We start from the raw sequence: 20,647 nt of genomic DNA, 5'->3' as shown, positions 1-20,647 counted from the left end.
ACCGCGCGACACGTGCAAAAGGGCGCGCAATACGCGCCCCAAAGCGGCGCTAACCGCCCATTTGCAGGAAGCGTTCCTCGCGGGTCCGGATCAGAGTTTCGCTCGGCAATTCGGCCAAAGCGTCCAGTTCTTTGCTGATCGCCTTGCCCAGGTTTGCCGCTGTCGCCGCAGGGTCGCGGTGCGCGCCGCCAACCGGCTCTTTAACGATCCGATCGATCACGCCGAGGCGCTTAAGATGCTGGGCGGTCACCTTCATCGCTTGCGCCGCTTCAGGCGCTTTATCGGCGGTTCTCCACAGGATCGATGCGCAGCCTTCCGGCGAAATCACCGAATAAACCGCATGCTCAAGCATTAAGACCCGCTCTGCGCTGGCCAAGGCGACCGCGCCGCCAGAGCCGCCCTCGCCCACGATCACCGCCACCATAGGTACGGGCAATGCCAAACACGCCTCTGTCGAACGCGCGATTGCTTCTGCTTGGCCGCGCTCTTCCGCCTCAACACCGGGGAATGCGCCCGAAGTGTCCACCAAAGTCACCACGGGCAGACCGAACCGTCCGGCCATCTCCATCAGACGGATCGCTTTGCGGTATCCCTCTGGTTTACCCATGCCGAAATTGTGCTTGATCCGGGTTTCCGTGTTGTGCCCTTTTTCATGCCCAATCAGCATGATCCGGCGGCCGTTCAGCCGCGCAAAACCGCCGATTATCGCATCATCATCGCCGTAATAGCGGTCTCCGCCAAGCGGCACGAAATCATCAAACGCGTGCTCGATATAGTCGCGCAAATGCGGGCGATTGGGGTGCCGCGCGACCTGGGTCTTTTGCCACGGTGTCAACGAGGCATAAGTTGTTGCAAGCAGGTCCGCGCTTTTGGATTCGAGGCGCGTAATCTCGCTTGCGATATCCACTTCATCACCTTCTGACGCGCTGCGCAATTCGGCAATGCGCTCATCAAGCTTGGCAACGGGTTTCTCAAATTCGAGGTAAGCAGTCATAAAATTGCGCTAGTCCGATGTGCTGCGGGTGGCAAGCGGGTGGCGCGAATTGACCAGAGCTACGAGCCTGACTGCGTCCACATGGGTGTAAATCTGAGTGGTGGCGATATCGGCATGGCCGAGCAATGTTTGCAGCACGCGCAGGTCTGCCCCGCCCTCCAGCAGATGCGTCGCAAAGGCGTGACGCAAGACATGCGGACTGATGCCCTTGGGCTCGAGGCCAGCGCGCGCTGCCAGCTCTTTCAGGAGTTGGAACAGCCTCACTCGGCTGAGATGCTTGCCGCCGCGCGAGGGGAACAGATGGCGCGGCTCTTGCGGGCGCACTTCCAGCCATGCCGACAAAGCCTCCTGCGCTCGCTGACTGACGGGCACCATCCGCGCCTGACCGCCCTTGCCCATGACCGTGAGGAATGGCGCATCACGCGGGACCGCGCTGAGCGGCAGCGAAACGAGCTCCGTGGCACGAAGGCCCGATCCGTAGAGCAGTTCCAACAGTGCCAATTGCCTGACCCGGTCAGGCTTGCCGCTGTCCGCCTCCATTTCAGCGCGATCAAACAATGCCGCGATATCATCGTGCGAGAGCACTTTGGGCAGAGGTCTGCGCGTGCGGGGCTGAGGCAAGGCGCCGGAGGGATCGTCGTCGCGCCACCCCTCGTCCAGCGCAAAGCCAAAGAATTGCCGAACCGCAGAGGTTTTGCGCGCGACTGTCGATGGCGCAAGGCTGACCCAAGCGCCCGCGAGCTTCGCCACATCACCTCGGCTCGCCTTGGCGAGATCGCCAATCTCTTCCTCCGCACCGCTCAGGTCGCGCGCATAGGCCGACAGCGTATTGGGCGCCGCACCGCGCTCCGCCGCCAGCATATCGAGAAAGGCTTTTGTCGCGGCTGACATTGTCTCAGCGCACCGGCCTTAGCCGCGCGCCACCGCCTCCGCCGCGATCATGCGTGCCTCTGCGCCAAGCCCAGCTGCGTTGAGCGCAGACACGATATGATAGAGATGCCGGGGCGTCATTTGCGCCCAGCTTTCCCCTTGCATACCGAGCCCGGCGAGCAAGGATACGAGAGCTTGATTCTCCACCTCACCAGCGCGGGAAATCATGCGAGACCATTTGCTTTGGTGCCCCAAATCAAGGCTGAGCTCGTCCTCATAGGCCGAGCGTTCCGCACTGCTAATCCGGCCAAGCCCAGCAAGGCCAGCGATCAGAAACTGAGATTTGCGCTGCTGAGCGCTGGCATCATTGCCAACAAATTCGCTCAAATCATCGGCCGAAGCAGGCACGCCGCGTTCTGCCTGTGACAGCACAATCAGGGCCCAGCCAAGGCTTCCGCCCGGCACCACTTCAGCCCAAGCGAGCGCATCACGGTCCAGCCCTGCGGCGAGCATCGATGCAATCAAGCTGCCCGATTGGTCTGCCAAGCTGCTGCTGGCGGGCATGCGCGCCGCCGCATAGGCGGTCATGACATAGCCGCTGTAATCCGCAATCGCGCCGCCTTCCGAAGGGTCGCCCCAGATCGCTTGCATCGCCGCCAATCGCGCCGATGGATCGCCGCCGACATAGGCCTCGCGCAGGCGGGTCGCCGTGTCTGCTGCCTCGCCAGTGATATTATCGTCGGCGTATATCTGGCTGTAGAGCCCAACCATGGCGGAGGCGGACAAAATGCCTTCGTTGCTGGCACGAGCGGCATATTTCGCCCGCTCACCCAAGGCGACCATTGGCCCAGTTGCAGCGGCGCGGTGATAATACGCGCCCGATTCTTCGATCAGCGCCTCTGGCACTGGCTCACCAACGGCATTGGCCAAGGCAAAGCGCCATGGGTTGAGGTCTTCCACCCCTTCCCAATCCACATCAACCGCCCTTCGGCCGCTGCCCGCAGCGCCAGCATATCGGCGCGCCAGCAGGATATCGATTTCCGGGGCGATAGAATTGTCGAGCGCACGGTCAAGCTGCGATCCAGCCAGAGCGCTTTCGCCCGCATAAGCGTTGCAGATCGCCTGCCACATGACCCAGCGCGGATCATCGCGTTCAGACCCTTGCAGGCGAACCGCCGGACAGGCTCCGACGAAATCAGATGTGGCGACATAGGATTGCAGCGCCGCCGTCGTCAGCGGCGTGTTCCAATTGCCCGTGTCGACGTCCTGCACCAAAGCGCGCGCAGCCGCGAACTCGCCCAAGCGATTGAGCAGGCCAGCGCGCAAAGCGGCGAATTCGACCGGGTTCATGCCGTCTGGCGCCTCAAGCCGGCTCACCGCCGCGCGGCGCAGCAGGATGTGCCCCCAGCGCGAGACCAATTGTCCCTTCGTCCCATCAAGCGCAGCGCGCACCAGTTCCGCAGGCTGATTGGCCAGCGATGCGGTGGGCAATCCGCCCTCCTCTTCGCTCAGCACGCCGACCTGCGTCAGCGCGCGGCGCGCGGCAGGCGGTATATCATAGCGCGGCTTAAGCCCGAGCAGATCGTCAAGCTCGTCGGTCGACATGTCTTCGAGCTCGGCAACGGTCGGCAAATTGCCCAGGGCGTCGCTCGAAATGCTCGGCACAGGCGGCAATTCTCCGCCTCCAGGTAGTGGCGCCAGGCGCTACCGGGCCGGTGGGCGCTGGGCCGCTTGGGCCGCCCGGGCTCACACCAGCTGGCGGCGGAGGGGGTGGAGGCGGCGGCGGAGGTGGCGGAGCCGGATCATCAAACCCTGGCGGCAGCAGCGATTCCGGCGCATCTTGCGCGCCTGCATAGCCAGCAGCCAGAGCGCCCGTCAGCACAACCGCGCCCATTGCCGCGGCAACAACACGCGTACGCTTACCAGCAAGCGGATTTGGAACACCGCGCGTAATCTTCAAACCATGCATCACTGCGCCTCCGGCACATTAATTTCTTGCACAATCGGATGCAGCGGTTCCTCACCGCCATCAACCCATGCCAGCACTATCACCGCAATTATCACCGCTATCAAATACCATTTCCAGCGCCCGCCGCCACCGGGGCGACCTGCCGGTTTCTCCATAGGTCTAATCGTGCCATGTGTGCGAGCCATATTGCACGCGCCCTACCCCATCTATAGGCCATGCGGCAATGACTGAGCAGCCCGTTACAAACCACGATGATTTTGCCGCCGCAATTGACCGCATCAAGCGTAAGACCACGCGCCCGATTGTGCTGGTCGGATTGATGGGTGTTGGCAAATCCACAGTTGGACGAAGGCTTGCCAGCATGCTCTCGCGCGATTTCGTTGACGCCGATGATGCCATTGAAGAGGCCGCCCAGCGCAAAATCTCCGAGATTTTTGAAGAGTTTGGTGAGGCTTATTTTCGCGATGGAGAGCGGCGCGTCATTGCCAGGCTGATGGAGGAACACTCCGGCGTGATCGCAACCGGCGGCGGCGCCTTTGTCGATGATCAGACGCGCGCTTTGATTTTGGACAAGGCAATCGCGGTCTGGATCGATTGCGATATCGACACTCTGGTAGAGCGCACATCACGGCGCAACACGCGCCCCCTGCTGCGCACCGGAGATCCTAAGGAAATTCTGACGCGCCTTTATAATGAGCGCGCACCCTTCTACTCGCAGGCCCAAATCAGGGTCCAAAGCATGGACGGCCCGCATAACGACGTGGCCCACCGCATTATCGAGGCAATAGACCAATGCATGTAATTCCAGTTGAGCTGGGTGGGCGCAGTTATGACGTGACGATTGATCATGGACTGCTGAGTGATTTTGCGCGCGTCGCGGAGCCATTCTTCAAAAGCTATAGCGCGGCTGGGAGCACCTCGCAGCGCGCGGTGCCATTTGTTGCCGATACCGCCACCAAGCGGATTTATGGCGATGCCATTGAGGGCTCGCTCCAATCGGCAGGCTTCGCCGCAGACTGGTTCGTGGTGGAACCGGGCGAAGGCGCGAAAGGCTGGGCCGTGCTGGAAAAGCTCACTAATTGGCTGCTCGAGCTTGGCATTGAGCGCGGGGACAATGTGTTTGCGCTGGGCGGCGGGGTTGTCGGCGATCTTACCGGATTTGCCTGCTCTGTGCTGAAGCGCGGATGCGGCTTTGTGCAAATCCCCACCACTCTGCTTGCACAAGTGGATAGTTCGGTTGGCGGTAAGACCGCGATCAACACGGGCGCTGGAAAGAACCTGATCGGTGCCTTTCATCAACCCAATGCTGTATTGATTGACCCTGAAACACTCGCCACTTTGCCGCCGCGCGAGATGGGCGCAGGCTATGCCGAAGTGCTAAAATACGGCCTGCTAGGCGATGCTGAATTCTTCGACTGGTTGGAGGCAAATGGCGCCAAAGTGATCGCGCGCGAGCCAGAGGCCCTCACCCATGCCATAGCCACCAGTATCCGAGCCAAAGCGCGCATTGTCGCCGAGGACGAACGCGAGCTTTCCGGCAGACGCGCTTTACTCAATCTGGGTCACACATTCGGCCATGCACTGGAGGCGGAAACCGGTTTTTCGCAGGAACTGCTCCACGGTGAAGGCGTCGCGCTGGGCATGGTGCTCGCCGCCCGATATTCCGCGCGGCGCGGACATTTCAGCATGGCGGATGCCGACCGTGCCAAACGGGCGCTGGAGAATGCAGGCCTCAGATCAGAAATCAGTGAGCTAGGCCTGTCATGCGGCGGTGCAAAGCTTGTCGATCACATGCGGCATGACAAGAAAATGGCGGGCGGCACGCTGCCATTCCTGTTGCTCAATGCGATTGGCGAGGCCTTTGTCGCGCGCGATGTCGACCTGGCCGATGTTGCTGTGTTTTTGGATGAACAGTTGGCTGCAGGCTAACTGCGAGCGGAAGCTCAGCCGCGCGTGGGCAGCTTTGCGACCTTATCCGGCAGACCTTCGAGCGCCGCCTTGATCCGCTCCTGCTCGATCAGCATGGCGTCATGCTCCGCAAACAAGCGCTCGATATCGGCCCGCCGTTTTAGGAGCGTGTGCGCAATTCCTGGTGCCAAGCTCTCGCCATCGCCGATTTGCCCAAGCAAAGCCGCTAGGTCACTGCATGTCGCCTCCTCTGGAGAGCGAAAATAGTGACCTTTGCTGTCAAAAAATCCTGTGCCTTGCTTTGCCATTTCGACCCCTCGAATGGCCCCGCTGATTCGGGACGAGGTGAAAGCTTGCCATCAATATTGCAATTGACCAGCGAATTCGAAAGATTGTCGCGTTCCAACAAGTGCCGCGTCCGAATTTGGCACAGCCAAACCAGACTTGTTTTATAGAAATGGAATAATCTTGCGCAGGCAAGCAAAAGAAACGGTGAGTTTCTTAAAACGCAACACCTCGATTGTCTAAAGCGGCGGCGCTCTATTCAAGCTCGAGGATCACTGCATCCACTGCCAGACTCTCGCCTTCGGCCGCGTTGACCTTAGCAATTGTGCCTTCTTTTTCAGCGCGAAGGATGTTTTCCATCTTCATCGCCTCAACTGTGGCCAATGGCTGTCCTAGCTGAACTTCGTCGCCCTCGCCCACGTGGAGCTTCACCAGCAGGCCAGGCATTGGGCAGATCAGCATTTTGGACAGATCTGGCGGGATCTTCTCGATCATATGTTCAGCCAGCGGAGCGATATTAGCAGGCAAAACCAACGCATCATGCGACGCACCGCGGGTGGTAATCCGCCAGCGCACCCCGCTGCGTTCGATCTGGATGCCGATGTCATTCTCACCCGTGACCTCGGCGGAGCGCATGCCCACTTCCCAGTCCCAAGTGCCGCGCATTGTGACGCCATCTACGGTCGCACCGCCTTCTTCGAGCAGCACGCCAAACGCGCGATCACCGATCTTCACCGACCAGTCGGAGGGGGATTGGGCATCGGCGCCATCTGCCCAGAAATCTGCTGAGCCCGTACGCGCTCGGTGAACTCCGCCCCGGCAAACAGCGCGGCAAGCTGGCGCATAAAGGCGTCATCCGCTGGCGCGCCTTCGAAACCATCGGGATATTCTTCGGCGATAAAACCGGTGGTCAGCTCGCCAGAGCGAAACCGCTCATGTTGCATAATCGCGCTAAGAAAATCGACATTGTGCCCAAGCCCTTTGAGCCGGAAATTGTCGAGCGCTTTGATCTGCTTATCCGCCGCCTCATCACGTGTCTCGCCCCATGTGATCAGCTTCGCGATCATCGGGTCGTAGAACATCGAAACCTCGCCGCCCTCATAGACGCCGTCATCGACCCGCACGCCATCAACGCCGCGTCGGCCGTTGGCGCTGCCGTCGTCGGTCCAACCAGCGAGCGGAGGCTGATATTCAACCAAGCGCCCCGTGCTGGGCAGGAAACCGCGATAGGGGTCTTCGGCATAGACCCGGTTCTCAATCGACCAGCCCTCAATGCCGATGTCATCCTGCGTCATCGCCAGCTCTTCACCAGCGGCCACGCGGATCATTTGCTCGACCAGATCAATCCCCGTAATCGCTTCGGTCACAGGGTGCTCAACCTGCAGGCGGGTGTTCATTTCCAGGAAGTAGAAGCTCTCGCCGGTCGGATCTGCACCGCTGACGATCAGCTCCACTGTGCCTAGGCAGAGTGGTAATCCACCGCCCGCGACAGCGCGACTGATTGCTCGCCCATAGCTTTGCGCATTTTCGGCGTAACGAAGGGCGACGGCGCTTCTTCCACGACCTTTTGGTGGCGGCGTTGAATACTGCATTCGCGTTCATTCAGATAAAGAATATTGCCGTGCTTATCGCCCAATATCTGGATTTCGATGTGGCGCGGGTTCTCGATGAATTTCTCGATGAAAACGCGGTCATCGCCGAAGGAATTCAGCCCTTCACGCTTTGTAGCCTCAAAGCCCTCCCGCACGTCCTTTTCAGACCATGCGAGGCGCATGCCCTTGCCCCCGCCGCCAGCGGAGGCCTTCATCATCACCGGATAGGTAATCTCGTTCGCGATCTCGACGGCGTGATCCGTGTCGCGGATTTCCCCGACAAAGCCCGGCACCACGTTGACCCCCGCTTCCTTGGCGAGCTTCTTCGATTCAATCTTGTCGCCCATCGCCGCAATCGCGCCCGCTGGCGGACCGATGAAAGCTATGTTCTCAGCCGCGAGCGCTTCGACGAAGCTGGCCCGCTCAGACAAAAAGCCATAGCCAGGATGCACCGCCACAGCGCCGGTTTCCTTGCAAGCCGCAATGATCTTTTCCGGGATCAGATAGCTCTCTGCTGCGGGCGCAGGCCCAATATGCACGGCCTCATCCGCCATTTTCACAAACGGAGCGCGCGCATCCGCATCGGAATAGACGGCGACCGTCGCAATACCCATCCGGCGCGCAGTCTTGATAACTCGGCAAGCGATTTCACCGCGATTGGCAATCAGGATCTTGGAAAACAAATTGGGCCCCCGGGCGTGAAGAATAATGACAGGCGCTATGCCGCCTTGAGGCGCGCCAAGCAAGACGGCGGCGGTGTTGTCTTATGCAGGACTGTCTGCAAGCGAGCGCAATTCCTGTGTCCGCGCTTCGGTTAGGCTGGTCTTGCAAGTCGAGACGAGCAGCGGCTCCATCGAGCCACCGCGCGAAACATAACCCTCCACCCGGCAATGCGCATCGCGATATTTCAGCCACGCGCGCTGGGAGGCGATCAGACTTTCAAAATAGCCGGGACGCTCGTCCCAATCGGGCTGCCAACCTTCATCGCGCGATTTCATCACTGCAGAAGTGATCGCCCATTGCTCATTGAGCTTTTTGTCGGCGGCTATGAAGTCATTGAGCGCGCAGATATTCATCTCTTGCTGGATGCCTTGGTCAGCCTTTTCTTGGTCACAAGCTGGCACGTAATCGGCCTGGAGCAGCAGGAGGAGAGCTTCGATCATATCTGGTCCTTTCGCGCGGCGAATGCGCTGAGGCTTGCTGCATAATGCGGCGCGCCCCGGCGGTCACCCTCATTTGCCAGTAGGGTCTGAGCCGCCACCGCTAGCCGAGCGATATTGGCCTTGTTCAGCGCGCCAAGCGGTTCGACGTAAATGCCAATGGTGAACAGGATTGCGCCGGTCTTCGGCAGGCGGCGCAGGGTCTGCCGCTCTGAGCGGACAAACAGAGTTTCGCCCGCATTCTCCGGCGTGACATGGGCAAAGGCGATTGGGGCGGGCTTGTCCGCGAGCCAGCGTTTCTCAACCGTGGGCGCGATAAACCAATTGCAGCGGCCATAAATTTGGCCGGGCTGAAGCCTCGCCATAAAGTGATCGACGCCACTCGCCAGCTGCTCTTTATAGCCAGCAATCGGCGCATGCAGCGCACGCAAAGGCAACCCCATTTTATCCGCTGGACGCCAATCGCTCGGCCACGCCACCGCCGTTCCGATCAAGCGGTAATGCTCCTCGCCATCAAACTGGGTGAGCAAGCACATGTCCTCATGTTGCGCCATTGCCGCCTCGACCAGGCCGCCTTTGATACCCAGCATTTCGGCCAGCTCCTCGCCCGGCTCCAAGGCCTCTACGGTCAGCTGAGCGCCTTCAGGGTAGTCGGCGAAACCTTCTCGTCTCGCAGCTGTGTCTGGATTTGGTTGGAGCCAGCCTTCCTTGGAGAGTTTACTAAGGCCCATCTTGAGCTGCCCGCCGCCGCGCGCCTTGGGCAGAAGCTCATCGACGGAGAAGCCAAGGGTCAATGTTCTACCCGTCACCCCAGCGCACGCTGGGGTCCAAGGCGGCTAAATCCCGCACTAACCGCCAGAGATCCCAGCGTTCGCTGGGATGACGGTTGGCAGATACGATCACTCCGCAGGCTCCGCTACCTTACAGGCGCGCGCAGGCTCCTCCTGCTTAAGCGCAGTCAGTCCCAGCTTCGCAAACAGAGCCCCATCGCTATCATCACCCGCATTGGGCGCGGTTAGCAGCTTGTCTCCGGTGAAGATCGAATTCGCGCCCGCAAGGAAGCAAAGAGCCTGCGTCGCCTCGCTCATGCTCTCACGCCCAGCGGACAGCCGCACCATGCTCATCGGCATGGTAATCCGGGCAACCGCAACTGTGCGGACGAACTCAATATCGTCGATCTTGGCGAGCGGCGTGTCCGCCAGCATATCGCCCAGCACTGTGCCCTTTACCGGTACTAGCGCGTTGACTGGTACGCTCTCAGGATGGGCTTCCAAAGTCGCCAAAGTATGCACGAAGCCCACGCGGTCCTCGCGCGTTTCGCCCATGCCGACGATACCGCCTGAGCAGACATTGATCCCGGCATTGCGAACATGATCGAGCGTCTCGATCCGCTCATCAAAGCCGCGCGTGCTGATGACACGCTCGTAATATTCCGGGCTGCTGTCGATGTTGTGATTGTAATAATCGAGGCCCGCCTCGGCCAGCATATCGGCCTGTTTCGGGGTGAGCATGCCCAGCGTCATGCAGGTCTCAAGCCCCATCTCGCGCACGCCTTTCACGATCTCGACAATCGCGGGCATGTCGCGGTCTTTGGGATTGCGCCAGGCGGCGCCCATGCAGAACCGCTGGCTGCCGTGATCCTTGGCCTGAGCCGCCGATTGCAGGACAGCCTGCACATCCATCAGCTTCGTCGCCTCTACCCCGCTATCCGCATGCACGGACTGACTGCAGTAGCCGCAATCCTCTGGGCACCCGCCGGTCTTGATCGACAGCAGAGTGCACAGTTGCACCTGCTCTGGCGGATGGTTTTCGCGGTGAACGCTAGCCGCTTGGAACAACAGTTCTGTAAATGGCAGTTCAAACAGGCCCGCAATCTCTTCGCGGGTCCAATCGTTACGTATCGGGGTCACTTATCTTACCTCACGGGTGTAGGCTTGGAGCTGCGCGGTGCGCGCATCGGTAATTGCAATCATGCAGCCATTTTTAATTTCCGGCCAATCGGCGGAGCTCCCCTGCTGCGGGCCAGCCATCGCTGCGCAGTGAGCCTCGCGAAAACGCGTCCATTGCTCCTGCGCCTCGGTCAACAGGCTAAGGTCGGTCACCGCAATATCAATCTTGCCGCGGCGCCTGTCATTGGAAACCGCCTGAGCCGCGGCGTCGCCGAAAGCGTTTTCGAGGTTCTCTTCCGCTTCGCCCAAATCGAAAAAGGAGCAAGCATTGACCGCCTCCTGAACGCCCGCCTCTGCAGCCTCTCGGTCGCAATCATTTGTGCCGATTAGGCCAGTGGTACTGGCCAAAAGTGTAATCCAGATCATTCTGCCGCCTCCGCAAGTCCCTCGCCCAGTGGCGGCATATTGTGGCCGAGCAGCGTCAGAATATCGGCTGCGCATTCGACCACGTTGGAGCCGGGGCCGTAAATACCCTGCACGCCCGCTTCGCGTAAGAAGTCGTAATCCTGCGGCGGGATCACACCGCCGGCGGTCACTTTGATATCCGCGCGGCCAGCCTCTTTCAGCAAGTTGATGAGCTCCGGGATCAGGGTCTTATGCCCTGCGGCGAGCGAGCTTGCCCCGATCACGTCAACGTCATGCTCCAGCGCCATATCGCGCGCCTCTGGCGGGGTCTGGAACAGTGGGCCGCTGATCACTTCAAACCCCATATCGGCAAAGGCGGAGGCGATCACATTAGCCCCGCGATCGTGCCCGTCCTGCCCCATCTTTGCGACCATAATGCGCGGCGAGCGCCCAAGGCGGCGTTCAACTGCCGATACTCCGTCTGTCACCTGCGCCCAGCGCTGGTCGAACTCGTAGGCACTGGCATAGACGCCGCTGACCGGCTTTGGCGTCGCATCGTGGCGGCCAAACACCTGCTCCATCGCGGATGAAATTTCGCCAAGCGTCGCGTCGTGGCGAGCGGCCTCAACGGCCAAAGCGAGTAGGTTATTCTCCATCCCCGATTGTGCTGAGCTTGTCGAAGCACTGCCCTTATCTTCCGAAGATGAGGACAACCCTTCGACAGGCTCAGGGTGAGCGGAGTTATGTTTGGCTGCTTCGCTCAAAGCGGTAAGTGCCGCCTGACAAGCGGCTTCATCGCGGCCAGCGCGAACTTGCTTCAGGCGCTCGATCTGTCCGGCACGCACCTTCGCGTTGTCGATATCGAGCGTATCGATCTGCTGCTCTTCAGCGAGTTGATATTTGTTGACCCCGACAATCACGGTTTCGCCCTTGTCGATGCCGGTCTGTTTTTCCGCCGCTGCGCGTTCAATCGCGGCCTTAGGCGCGCCAGTGTCGACATAAGCGGTCATGCCGCCCGCCTCGTCCACTTCAGCGATCAGCTTTTCCGCTTCGTCCACCAGGGTAGCCGTCAGCGCCTCGATGTAATGCGAGCCGCCGAGTGGATCGACGACATTGGTGATGCCGCTTTCCTCTTGCAGGACCAGCTGCGTGTTGCGCGCAATGCGGGCGGAGAAATCGGTTGGCAGAGCAATCGCTTCGTCAAGCGCATTGGTGTGCAGGCTTTGAGTCCCGCCCAGCGTAGCAGCCATCGCCTCTACCGTGGTGCGGATGACATTGTTGTAAGGGTCCTGCTCTTGCAGCGACACTCCAGATGTCTGGCAGTGCGTGCGCAGCATTTTGGAGCGTTCGGACTGAGCACCAAGATCGTCCATGGTGCGATACCACAGGGTCCGCGCGGCGCGCAGTTTCGCAATCTCCATGAAGAAGTTCATGCCGATACCGAAGAAGAACGACAGTCAGCCCGCAAACGCATCAACATCCAGCCCGGTCGCCATCGCGCGTTTCACATATTCCTTGCCATCGGCGATGGTGAAGGCGAGCTCCTGCACCGCGGTCGCGCCGGCTTCGTGCATGTGATAGCCCGAAATCGAAATGCTGTTGAATTTCGGCATGTTGGCGCTGGTGTAGCCAATGATGTCCGAGACAATCCGCATGCTCGGCTCTGGCGGATAGATGTAGGTGTTGCGGACCATAAACTCTTTTAAGATATCGTTCTGGATCGTGCCTGAGAGCTTGTCCTGGCTCACGCCCTGACGCTCTGCCGCAACGATGTAAAACGCCATAACCGGGATCACCGCGCCGTTCATCGTCATGCTGACTGACATGGTGTCGAGCGGGATCTGATCGAACAGCACCTGCATGTCCGCCACAGTGTCGATCGCAACGCCAGCCTTGCCGACATCGCCGACGACGCGGGCATGGTCGCTGTCATAACCGCGGTGGGTGGCGAGATCGAAGGCGACAGACAGGCCCTTTTGACCCGCCGCCAGATTGCGGCGGTAAAACGCGTTCGATTCCTCGGCGGTGGAGAAGCCCGCATATTGCCGGATGGTCCAAGGACGCCCGGCATACATGCTGGCCTTCACCCCGCGTGTAAACGGCGCGAAACCCGGCAGGCCAGGATCGAAATCCGCATGATCTTCGCCAGTGTAGAGCGGCTTGATATCGAAACCCTCGGGCGTTGACCAAGTCAGGTCGCGCCCTTTGGACTCCTTGTCGGCGAGGGTTTTCCAGTCTGTAGGGGTGGGTTTTTCAGTCATAGTCTAACAATATCCGTTCGGGCTGAGCCCGTCGAAGCCCTGCTTTTTCTGTTGCACAGATTTAGAGGGAAATGCAGCCCTTCGACAAGCTCTGGGCGAGTGCTTTGAAGGTATTACGCCCCCTTAAACTCGGCCTTGCGTTTTTCGAGGAAAGCCATGCCGCCCTCTTTTGCATCGTCACTAGCACCGGCAATGCGCTGAGCCTCGGCCTCTTGGACAAACACCTGCTGGACTGTGCCATCAAGCGCCAAATTGAGGTTCTCTTTGATCATCCGGATTGCCTGGGTTGGGCCATTGGCTAGCTTTTCCGCCAAGGCGCGCGCTTCATCCATCAGTTGATCTGGCTCCACGGCTTTGTACACCAGACCCCACTCTTCCGCCTGCTCACCGCCGATTTTCTCGCCCAACATCATCATGCGGGCCGCGCGGGCGCGGCCAATGGCGCGCGAAAGCAGCCAGGTCGATCCGCCGTCAGGAACCAGGCCGATATTGACGAAAGCCTGAAGGAAATAGGCGGATGTGCTGGCGATGGTAAAATCCGCTGCCAGAGCGAGCGAGCAGCCGACCCCGGCCGCTGGCCCGTTGACCGCGCAGATCACTGGCACGGGCGCGCGCAGCACTTGGCTGATCGCGGGATTGTAGTGATTTTGCAGCGCCTTGTGGCTGCCGCCTTTTTCGCCGGTTGAGCGCGCAGACAAATCCGCACCAGAGCAAAAACCTTTGCCTTCACCTGTGATGAGCACCGCGCGGGCATCGCCCAGATCGTAGAACACGTCGCAAATCTCATCCGCCATTTGCGGCGGCATCGCGTTGAGCCGGTCTGGCCGGTTGAGAGTGATCGTCAGCAATGGGCCATCGCGGGTCACGCGGATTGTTTCGTAGGTCATCTATCTCTCCTCATTCTCGTCACCCTGAACTTGTTTCAGGGTCCATCTTCAGCGCCTACAAATCAGGTTGTGCGGGCGATGGATGCTGAAACAAGTTCAGCATGACGAGTTAAATCAATGATCAGCCTTAGGCGTTTCCATAATCTCGGTAAGCATGCCCTGCATATCTTTGGGATGGACGAAAAAGATAGGCGTGCCGTGCGCTCCCGGGATAGTTGGGCCTAGAATGCGCTTACCCTGCCCTTCAAACCACGCGCGCGCTTCGTCGATATCCTCAACCTCAAAACAGACATGATGCTGTCCGCCCAAGGGATTTTTCGCCAGAAATGCGCTGATCGCGGTCTCGCCGGGTTTCAGCTCTTCGATCAACTCGATTTGAGTGCCATTCATGCCAGAGTCGGTCGGCGTATCGACAAACACGACCTTAAGGCCGCGATCTTCCAGAATGATCTCATCCGAGATCGAGGTCGCACCCATAACATCGCGGTAATGCGCGATGGAGTCCGCTATGCTCGGCGTCGCAACGCCGACGTGATTAAGTCTGCCTAGTTTCATTTCTTCATAGCTCCATGAAAGCTCTCATGGCCAACAGCAACATAACTGACCCCGTCAATACAAATGCGAGAAAGCATAACCAAAACTGGAGAGCATTTTCGTCTCTTGCGGCCTGTGAAAGCTCGGGAAACTCGCCTCTTAATAGCCCCCACGCTCCGTAACCTATCGATACAGGCCCCAGAAAAAAGCCTCCAAAAGCACGATGAGATGATGAGGCAATTCCAAATGGATCGGCAACAGCTAGCAAACTCACGAAAAGCGCAAGGCCGAAAAACAGAACGTACTGCCTATCCTTTTCGCCTTTCTCACTCACAGCGGAATATTATCATGCTTCTTCCACGGGTTCTCGAGCTGCTTGCCCCTCAGCTTGCGCAGGCCCAGCGCGACCCGGCGCCGGGTTGAGTGCGGGTAGATCACCTCATCGATATAGCCGCGCGATGCGGCCACGAATGGGTTCGCAAAGCGGTCTTCATATTCCTTGGTTTTCTCAGCGATCTTTTCCGCATCGCCGCGATCCTGGCGGAAGATAATCTCCACCGCGCCTTTCGCGCCCATCACAGCGATTTCAGCGGTGGGCCAGGCGTAATTGAGGTCTCCGCGCAAATGCTTTGACGCCATGACGTCATACGCCCCGCCATAGGCCTTGCGAGTGATAATGGTGATCTTCGGAACGGTCGCCTCGCCATAAGCGAACAGCAGCTTAGCGCCATGCTTGATGATTCCATTATGCTCCTGATCGGTGCCCGGTAGAAAGCCCGGTACGTCGACCAAAGTCAGGATCGGAATTTCAAATGCGTCGCAGAACCGCACAAAACGCGCGGCCTTCTTCGAGGCATTGATATCGAGCACACCGGCGAGCACCATTGGCTGGTTCGCGACCACGCCGACCGTGCGCCCTTCGACCCGGCCAAACCCGCAAATGATATTGGCAGCATGGGCGGGCTGAATTTCGAAGAAATCGCCCTCGTCCAGCGTCTTCGCGATCACCTCATGCATGTCATACGGCTGGTTCGCGTTGTCGGGGATCAGCGTATCGAGCGATGGCTCTTCACGGTCCCACGGATCGCTGGTGATATATTCGGGCGCTTCTTCGCGGTTGGAAAGCGGCAAGTAATCGAAGAACTTGCGCGTCGAGAGCAGGGTCTCAATGTCGTTCTCAAACGCATTGTCAGCAACGCTGGTCTTGGTCGTGTGCGTCACCGCGCCGCCCAATTCCTCCTGTGTCACTTCCTCGTTCGTCACCGTTTTGACCACGTCAGGCCCGGTTACGAACATATAAGAGCTGTCCTTCACCATGAAGATGAAGTCGGTCATCGCTGGCGAATACACCGCGCCGCCCGCGCATGGACCCATGATCAGCGAGAGCTGCGGCACAACGCCGCTCGCCAGAATGTTCTTCTGGAAAACGTCTGCATATCCCCCGAGCGAGGCGACGCCTTCTTGAATGCGGGCCCCGCCAGAATCGTTGAGGCCAATGACAGGCGCGCCAACCTTCATCGCATTGTCCATCACCTTGCAGATTTTCTCTGCGTGGCGTTTCGACAGGCTACCCCCGAAGACGGTAAAATCCTGGCTGTAAACATAGACCAAGCGGCCATTGATCGTGCCGCTGCCGGTGACCACGCCGTCGCCTGGGATCTTCTGATCCGCCATGCCGAAATCAACGCAGTCATGCTCGACGTAGGTGTCGAGCTCTTCAAAACTGCCCTCGTCCAGCAGAACGTCGAGCCGCTCGCGTGCGGTCAATTTGCCCTTGGCGTGCTGCGCGGCAATGCGCTTTTCCCCGCCGCCCATCTTGGCGGCGTCTCTGCGGCGTTCCATCTCAGCGATATTGGCAGACATCTGGGTGCCCCTGCATTTGTTGTAAGTTATGCTGAGGTCGTTGCCGCAGGAGCGCAGCAGCGTCAATCGGTCAAAAGGGCAGAGTTATCCGCTTGGCGATAACGGGCGAAATCGATTCCATCGCGCGCAAAGCCTTTGTCATGCCGATATTGGCCTCGTTGCGCCCCTTCTCAATCGCTTCGATGATTTGCCGCGCGCATTCCTCGGCGGGCATTTTCTTCATCGGATTGCCGTCGTTCATTTGGGTGTCGACCACCGGCGGTAATGCCTCGATAACAGAGATGCGCGTGTCTTTGAGCTGTTCGCGCAAGGCAAGGGTGTAGAAGCGCAGGCCAGATTTGGTCGCGCAATAGATCGGCTGACGCGCGGTAAGCGCGATCGCAAGGCCGGAGGTGACGTTGACGATTGCCGCCTCAGAGGCGGACCTTAGCTTCGTCATGAGCCCTTCGATCAGGCGGATCGGCGCGTTGAAATTGGCGTAGATGCAATCATCCGCAGCGTCTGGATCTGGAGGGGTTTTGCGGAAATCATGGTCCACCAACTGCCCGGCATTATTGATCAGGATATCGAGATCACGCTCGCCCCATTCCGCCAGCAACGCGTCTACACCAGCGGCATTGGAAAGGTCGGCTGAGATGACCTCAAAGCCCTCCGCCTGCATCGCCGCGATCCGATCTGGATTGCGTCCGGTGAGCACGGCACGTGCACCCTTTGCTTTGAGCTGACGCGCCATTTCGCGCCCAATCCCGGCGGTGCCGCCAGTGAGCAATATTGTCTTGTTCTTGAGGTCCATAAGGTGGAGCCTAGCGCGGCCACTTCGGCAGCGCCAGTTCCCCGCCTCTACTTCAGGAGAACAAGTTCCTCAGCCATGGTCGGGTGGATCGCGACCGTGTCGTCAAAGTCCGCCTTGGTCAGCCCAGCCTTCACCGCAATCGCGGCGGCCTGCATGATCTCTGGCGATTCCGGCCCGATCATATGGATGCCGACGATCTGATCCGTCCCTGCGTTGACGATCATCTTGTAAAGCCCGCGCTCATTGCGGCCCGCCACCACGTTTTTCATCGGGCGGAAGTCGGATTGGAACACCTTGATATTGCCGAGCTTGTTGCGCGCTTCGCCTTCCGTCATGCCAACCGCTGCAATCGGCGGGTGGCTGAAGACTGCGCTTGGGATGCAGGAATGGTCGACTGTGCGCGGATTGTCGCCAAAGACTGTGTCGGCAAATGCATGGCCCTCGCGGATCGCCACTGGCGTCAGCTGTACGCGGTCGGTCACATCGCCCACGGCATAGATATAATCGACATTAGTCTGACTGAAATCGTCAACTTTGATCGCGCCGCCGTCGCCGGTTTCAACGCCGACCGTCTCCAGGCCAAGGCCATCGATATTCGGGCGCCGTCCAGTGGCGAACATCACCATGTCGACATCTACATTTTCATCGCCGTTCAGCTCAACATGCAGTGAGCCGTCATCGTTCTTGGTGATCGCGTTGAAAGTGGTGTTGAAGTGGAATTGTATGCCCTTCATCACGCTGATCTGGAGCAAGCGGTCGCGCAGGCTTTCGTCGTAACCGCGCAGCAATTGATCAGAGCGATTGACGATGCAAACCTTGCTGCCAAACTCGTTGAAGATGCCCGCAAATTCGTTCGCGATATAACCGCCACCCGCGATCATCACGCGTTTCGGCAGTTCATCGAGATGGAACGCTTCGTTGGAAGTGATCGCATGTTCTGCGCCCGGAAATTCGAGCCGCTGCGGCGTCGCGCCGGTGGCGATCAGTATGTATTTGGCGGTAACGACCTTGCCGCTCGCCAGAGTGATCTCGTGATCGCCCGTGATCTCTGCGCGCTCACGGAAAACTTCTACCCCGTGATTGCCCAGCGTTTCGCCATAAAGGCCCTCAAGCCGGTCGATATCGGTCTGCACATGATCGCGCAGCTTCACCCAGTCGAAGCTCTTGCCTTTGATGGTCCAACCAAATTGCTGCGCATCCTCAAGGTCTTCGGCAAAATGCGCGCCGTAAACGAGCATCTTTTTCGGCACGCACCCGCGTATGACGCAGGTGCCGCCGACGCGGTATTCCTCCGCCACAGCAACGCGCGCGCCGTGGGCGGCGGCTATGCGGCTGGCGCGGACGCCGCCGGACCCTGCTCCGATAGTGAAGAGATCGAAATCATACTCGGCCATTGCGGCGATGCTCCTTTATGCTGCGCGCGATATGGCGACCCAGCGGGGTCTTGCCAAGCGCGCAGACGACTTGAAGAGCTATTCGCGCAACAGCGCCGCTTGGTTACCCTTACGAAGTGCGAGCGCCAGTGCGCCCGCCTCCGCCTGAGCGACCACGGCCACCGCCACCTGGACGACCACCACCGCCGCCTGGACGACCGCCGCCTCCGTTGCCACTCGGACGGCCTCCGCCACCGCCGCCGCCACTGCGGTTTGGACGGCCTTTGCGTGCGCCATGCTTTTGCTTGGGCTTGGCTTGAGGCCTAGCCATCGCCGCCGCCAGCGCCATCACCCTGCGGCTTGCCGCCGCCGGAGCGTTGACCACCGAAAGGTTTTGGACGAACCTTTTTCTTCGCAACACGGTTTTGACCGCGCGGCGCAGGTTTGGTCGGGCCAACGCCTTCTACAACGGCGCGGAAGTTTTCCGGCAGGTCGAGCCGTTCAAATTCGGCATCGGTCACGCGGGTAATGTCTTTGAGATATGCGCGCTCGTCCTCGGCGCAAAATGCGATTGCAACCCCATCCTTACCGGCGCGCGCGGTGCGCCCGATGCGGTGGACATATTGCTCTGGCACATTGGGCAGTTCGTAGTTGATGACGTGGCTGACGCCCGGAATATCGATCCCGCGCGCGGCCACATCGGTAGCAACCAGAACTGGCGTTTTGGCGCGTTTGAATTCGCTGAGCGCCCGCTCCCGCTGAGGCTGTGATTTGTTGCCATGGATCGCATTCGCGCCAATGCCGGCTTGGGCAAGCTTCTTCACGACGCGGTCTGCGCCGTGCTTTGTACGGGTGAAGACCAGCACACGCTCGATCTTGCCAGGCACTTCATGACGGCCAGACAGAACCATTTCGATCAGCGATTGCTTCTCATTCTGCTGCACCATGAAGAGGTACTGATCGATCCGCTCCGCCGTACTCGATTCCGGAGTTACAGAGACCTGCACCGGATTGTGGCAATAGCCCTTCACCAGTTCCTTAATCTGCTTCGGCATGGTGGCGGAGAAAAACAGGGTCTGGCGGTCTTTCGGCACCAATTGGCTGATCCGGCGCAGAGCGTGGATAAAGCCGAGGTCGAGCATCTGATCCGCTTCATCGAGAACCAGGATTTCGACGCCGGAAAGGTTGAACGCCTTTTGATCAATCAGATCGAGCAAGCGGCCAGGCGTCGCGACTAGGATATCGGTGCCGCGATGCAGCTTGTTCCGGTCTTTGTTGACGCTGGTGCCGCCGACGATTGAGTGGACTTTCATGCCCGCCATCGCGCCATAATCCTTGGCGCTCTGAGCGATTTGCCCGGCCAGCTCGCGGGTCGGCGCGAGCACCAACATGCGGCAGGATTTGAATGGGATTTGGTTGTCGCTCTCGCGCAGCCGGTCGATGCTGGGCAGCATGAATGCCGCCGTTTTACCGGTGCCCGTTTGCGCGATACCCAGCAGGTCGCGGCCTTCCAACACGGGCGGGATCGCCTGCGCCTGGATCGGGGTTGGCGTGGTGTAGCCCTTCAGGTCCAATGCCTGAAGAATAGGCTGTGACAGGTTAAGGTCCTCAAATTGGACCGTCTGCTCAGATGGATTTGTCATTGATAATTCGCAATATATTTGCGGCGCGCAGAGACTCAGCTCGCGCGGCGCGGGGGTAATAACCGCCCGCGTGAAAAGGGAAGTCTGTGAAATAAACCGAGGCGCGGCCGGGGCGGATTGCTTAGTTCAATCGCCGCTTCACGCTGGCGCGCGCGCTTCGCTAGTGCAGCATTTGGGGGAGAAGCGCTGAGAAGTCAACTTTATAGCACAGCGTTGCCGTA

General features: G+C 59.5%; 16 protein-coding genes and 3 pseudogenes. 2 read left to right on the top strand and 17 right to left on the bottom strand.

Annotated elements, in window-relative coordinates; all coding sequences use genetic code 11:
• Window positions 1–49: 49 nt before the first annotated feature.
• From AC0V6U_RS03860 to AC0V6U_RS03845, 4 genes are all read right to left on the bottom strand, one after another.
• On the bottom strand, window positions 50–994 hold the full coding sequence (locus AC0V6U_RS03860) for an acetyl-CoA carboxylase carboxyltransferase subunit alpha (protein WP_472644895.1): 945 nt from the start codon (window positions 992–994) through the stop codon (window positions 50–52).
• A gap of 9 nt (window positions 995–1,003) precedes the next feature.
• Window positions 1,004–1,885, bottom strand: coding sequence for a tyrosine recombinase (locus AC0V6U_RS03855; RefSeq protein WP_472644894.1), 882 nt, complete (start codon window positions 1,883–1,885; stop codon window positions 1,004–1,006).
• 18 nt (window positions 1,886–1,903) lie between these two features.
• A complete protein-coding gene (locus AC0V6U_RS03850) occupies window positions 1,904–3,529 on the bottom strand; it encodes a hypothetical protein (RefSeq protein WP_472644893.1) in 1,626 nt (541 codons plus the stop codon).
• A 303-nt stretch (window positions 3,530–3,832) separates the two neighbouring features.
• Window positions 3,833–4,018: a hypothetical protein gene (locus AC0V6U_RS03845; protein WP_472644892.1), complete on the bottom strand. Its 186-nt coding sequence runs from the start codon at window positions 4,016–4,018 to the stop codon at window positions 3,833–3,835.
• 38 nt (window positions 4,019–4,056) lie between these two features.
• Here AC0V6U_RS03845 and AC0V6U_RS03840 point away from each other — a divergent pair, with 38 nt between their 5' ends.
• Entirely contained in the window at window positions 4,057–4,635 is a 579-nt protein-coding gene (locus AC0V6U_RS03840) for a shikimate kinase (protein ID WP_472644891.1), read from the top strand.
• Window positions 4,626–5,762: a 3-dehydroquinate synthase gene (aroB, locus tag AC0V6U_RS03835; RefSeq protein ID WP_472644890.1), complete on the top strand. Its 1,137-nt coding sequence runs from the start codon at window positions 4,626–4,628 to the stop codon at window positions 5,760–5,762. The genes AC0V6U_RS03840 and aroB overlap by 10 nt, the downstream gene beginning before the upstream one ends.
• Before the next feature lie 14 nt (window positions 5,763–5,776).
• Here the strand turns inward: aroB and AC0V6U_RS03830 are convergent, their stop codons facing one another.
• The 13 genes and pseudogenes from AC0V6U_RS03830 to AC0V6U_RS03770 form a co-directional block, all read right to left on the bottom strand.
• Window positions 5,777–6,049 carry a hypothetical protein gene (locus tag AC0V6U_RS03830; RefSeq protein WP_472644889.1) on the bottom strand — a complete coding sequence of 91 codons (273 nt, stop codon included), beginning with the start codon at window positions 6,047–6,049 and terminating at the stop codon, window positions 5,777–5,779.
• 232 nt (window positions 6,050–6,281) lie between these two features.
• Window positions 6,282–8,301, bottom strand: a pseudogene (locus AC0V6U_RS03825) (ATP-binding protein).
• Window positions 8,302–8,382: 81 nt separating this feature from the next.
• On the bottom strand, window positions 8,383–8,781 hold the full coding sequence (locus AC0V6U_RS03820; protein ID WP_472644888.1) for a lysozyme inhibitor LprI family protein: 399 nt from the start codon (window positions 8,779–8,781) through the stop codon (window positions 8,383–8,385).
• The gene (locus tag AC0V6U_RS03815; RefSeq protein ID WP_472644887.1) at window positions 8,778–9,572 is read right to left on the bottom strand and encodes a heme-dependent oxidative N-demethylase family protein; all 795 of its coding nucleotides are present in this window, start codon (window positions 9,570–9,572) and stop codon (window positions 8,778–8,780) included. The genes AC0V6U_RS03820 and AC0V6U_RS03815 overlap by 4 nt, the downstream gene beginning before the upstream one ends.
• 105 nt (window positions 9,573–9,677) lie before the next feature.
• Entirely contained in the window at window positions 9,678–10,688 is a 1,011-nt protein-coding gene (bioB, locus tag AC0V6U_RS03810; protein ID WP_472644886.1) for a biotin synthase BioB, read from the bottom strand.
• The gene (locus AC0V6U_RS03805; RefSeq protein WP_472644885.1) at window positions 10,689–11,093 is read right to left on the bottom strand and encodes a lysozyme inhibitor LprI family protein; all 405 of its coding nucleotides are present in this window, start codon (window positions 11,091–11,093) and stop codon (window positions 10,689–10,691) included. It abuts the gene before it with no gap.
• Window positions 11,090–13,333, bottom strand: a pseudogene (gene scpA, locus AC0V6U_RS03800) (methylmalonyl-CoA mutase). The gene AC0V6U_RS03805 and the pseudogene scpA overlap by 4 nt, the downstream one beginning before the upstream one ends.
• A gap of 113 nt (window positions 13,334–13,446) precedes the next feature.
• Window positions 13,447–14,220, bottom strand: a complete 774-nt coding sequence (locus tag AC0V6U_RS03795) for an enoyl-CoA hydratase-related protein (RefSeq protein ID WP_472644884.1) — start codon at window positions 14,218–14,220, stop codon at window positions 13,447–13,449.
• 114 nt (window positions 14,221–14,334) lie between these two features.
• Window positions 14,335–14,775, bottom strand: coding sequence for a VOC family protein (locus AC0V6U_RS03790; RefSeq protein WP_472644883.1), 441 nt, complete (start codon window positions 14,773–14,775; stop codon window positions 14,335–14,337).
• 309 nt (window positions 14,776–15,084) lie between these two features.
• Window positions 15,085–16,617, bottom strand: a complete 1,533-nt coding sequence (locus AC0V6U_RS03785; RefSeq protein ID WP_472644881.1) for an acyl-CoA carboxylase subunit beta — start codon at window positions 16,615–16,617, stop codon at window positions 15,085–15,087.
• Between the two features lie 70 nt (window positions 16,618–16,687).
• A complete protein-coding gene (locus tag AC0V6U_RS03780; protein WP_472644880.1) occupies window positions 16,688–17,410 on the bottom strand; it encodes an SDR family oxidoreductase in 723 nt (240 codons plus the stop codon).
• Window positions 17,411–17,457: 47 nt separating this feature from the next.
• Entirely contained in the window at window positions 17,458–18,804 is a 1,347-nt protein-coding gene (gene gor, locus AC0V6U_RS03775; RefSeq protein WP_472644879.1) for a glutathione-disulfide reductase, read from the bottom strand.
• A gap of 109 nt (window positions 18,805–18,913) precedes the next feature.
• Window positions 18,914–20,426, bottom strand: a pseudogene (locus tag AC0V6U_RS03770) (DEAD/DEAH box helicase).
• Between the last annotated feature and the right edge of the window lie 221 nt (window positions 20,427–20,647).

This window comes from Erythrobacter sp. W36 (genome assembly GCF_057364935.1).
Note: the sequence above shows the minus strand (reverse complement) of the source record. Positions and strands in the feature narration are given on the sequence as shown.

Coding starts and splice junctions, on each gene's coding strand:
- AC0V6U_RS03845 (WP_472644892.1), bottom strand. CDS start 4,018: ATGGCTCGCACACATGGCACGATTAGACCTATGGAGAAACCGGCAGGT.
- AC0V6U_RS03855 (WP_472644894.1), bottom strand. CDS start 1,885: ATGTCAGCCGCGACAAAAGCCTTTCTCGATATGCTGGCGGCGGAGCGC.
- AC0V6U_RS03805 (WP_472644885.1), bottom strand. CDS start 11,093: ATGATCTGGATTACACTTTTGGCCAGTACCACTGGCCTAATCGGCACA.
- AC0V6U_RS03860 (WP_472644895.1), bottom strand. CDS start 994: ATGACTGCTTACCTCGAATTTGAGAAACCCGTTGCCAAGCTTGATGAG.
- AC0V6U_RS03785 (WP_472644881.1), bottom strand. CDS start 16,617: ATGTCTGCCAATATCGCTGAGATGGAACGCCGCAGAGACGCCGCCAAG.
- AC0V6U_RS03840 (WP_472644891.1), top strand. CDS start 4,057: ATGACTGAGCAGCCCGTTACAAACCACGATGATTTTGCCGCCGCAATT.
- AC0V6U_RS03820 (WP_472644888.1), bottom strand. CDS start 8,781: ATGATCGAAGCTCTCCTCCTGCTGCTCCAGGCCGATTACGTGCCAGCT.
- gor (WP_472644879.1), bottom strand. CDS start 18,804: ATGGCCGAGTATGATTTCGATCTCTTCACTATCGGAGCAGGGTCCGGC.
- AC0V6U_RS03830 (WP_472644889.1), bottom strand. CDS start 6,049: ATGGCAAAGCAAGGCACAGGATTTTTTGACAGCAAAGGTCACTATTTT.
- AC0V6U_RS03780 (WP_472644880.1), bottom strand. CDS start 17,410: ATGGACCTCAAGAACAAGACAATATTGCTCACTGGCGGCACCGCCGGG.
- AC0V6U_RS03795 (WP_472644884.1), bottom strand. CDS start 14,220: ATGACCTACGAAACAATCCGCGTGACCCGCGATGGCCCATTGCTGACG.
- aroB (WP_472644890.1), top strand. CDS start 4,626: ATGCATGTAATTCCAGTTGAGCTGGGTGGGCGCAGTTATGACGTGACG.
- AC0V6U_RS03790 (WP_472644883.1), bottom strand. CDS start 14,775: ATGAAACTAGGCAGACTTAATCACGTCGGCGTTGCGACGCCGAGCATA.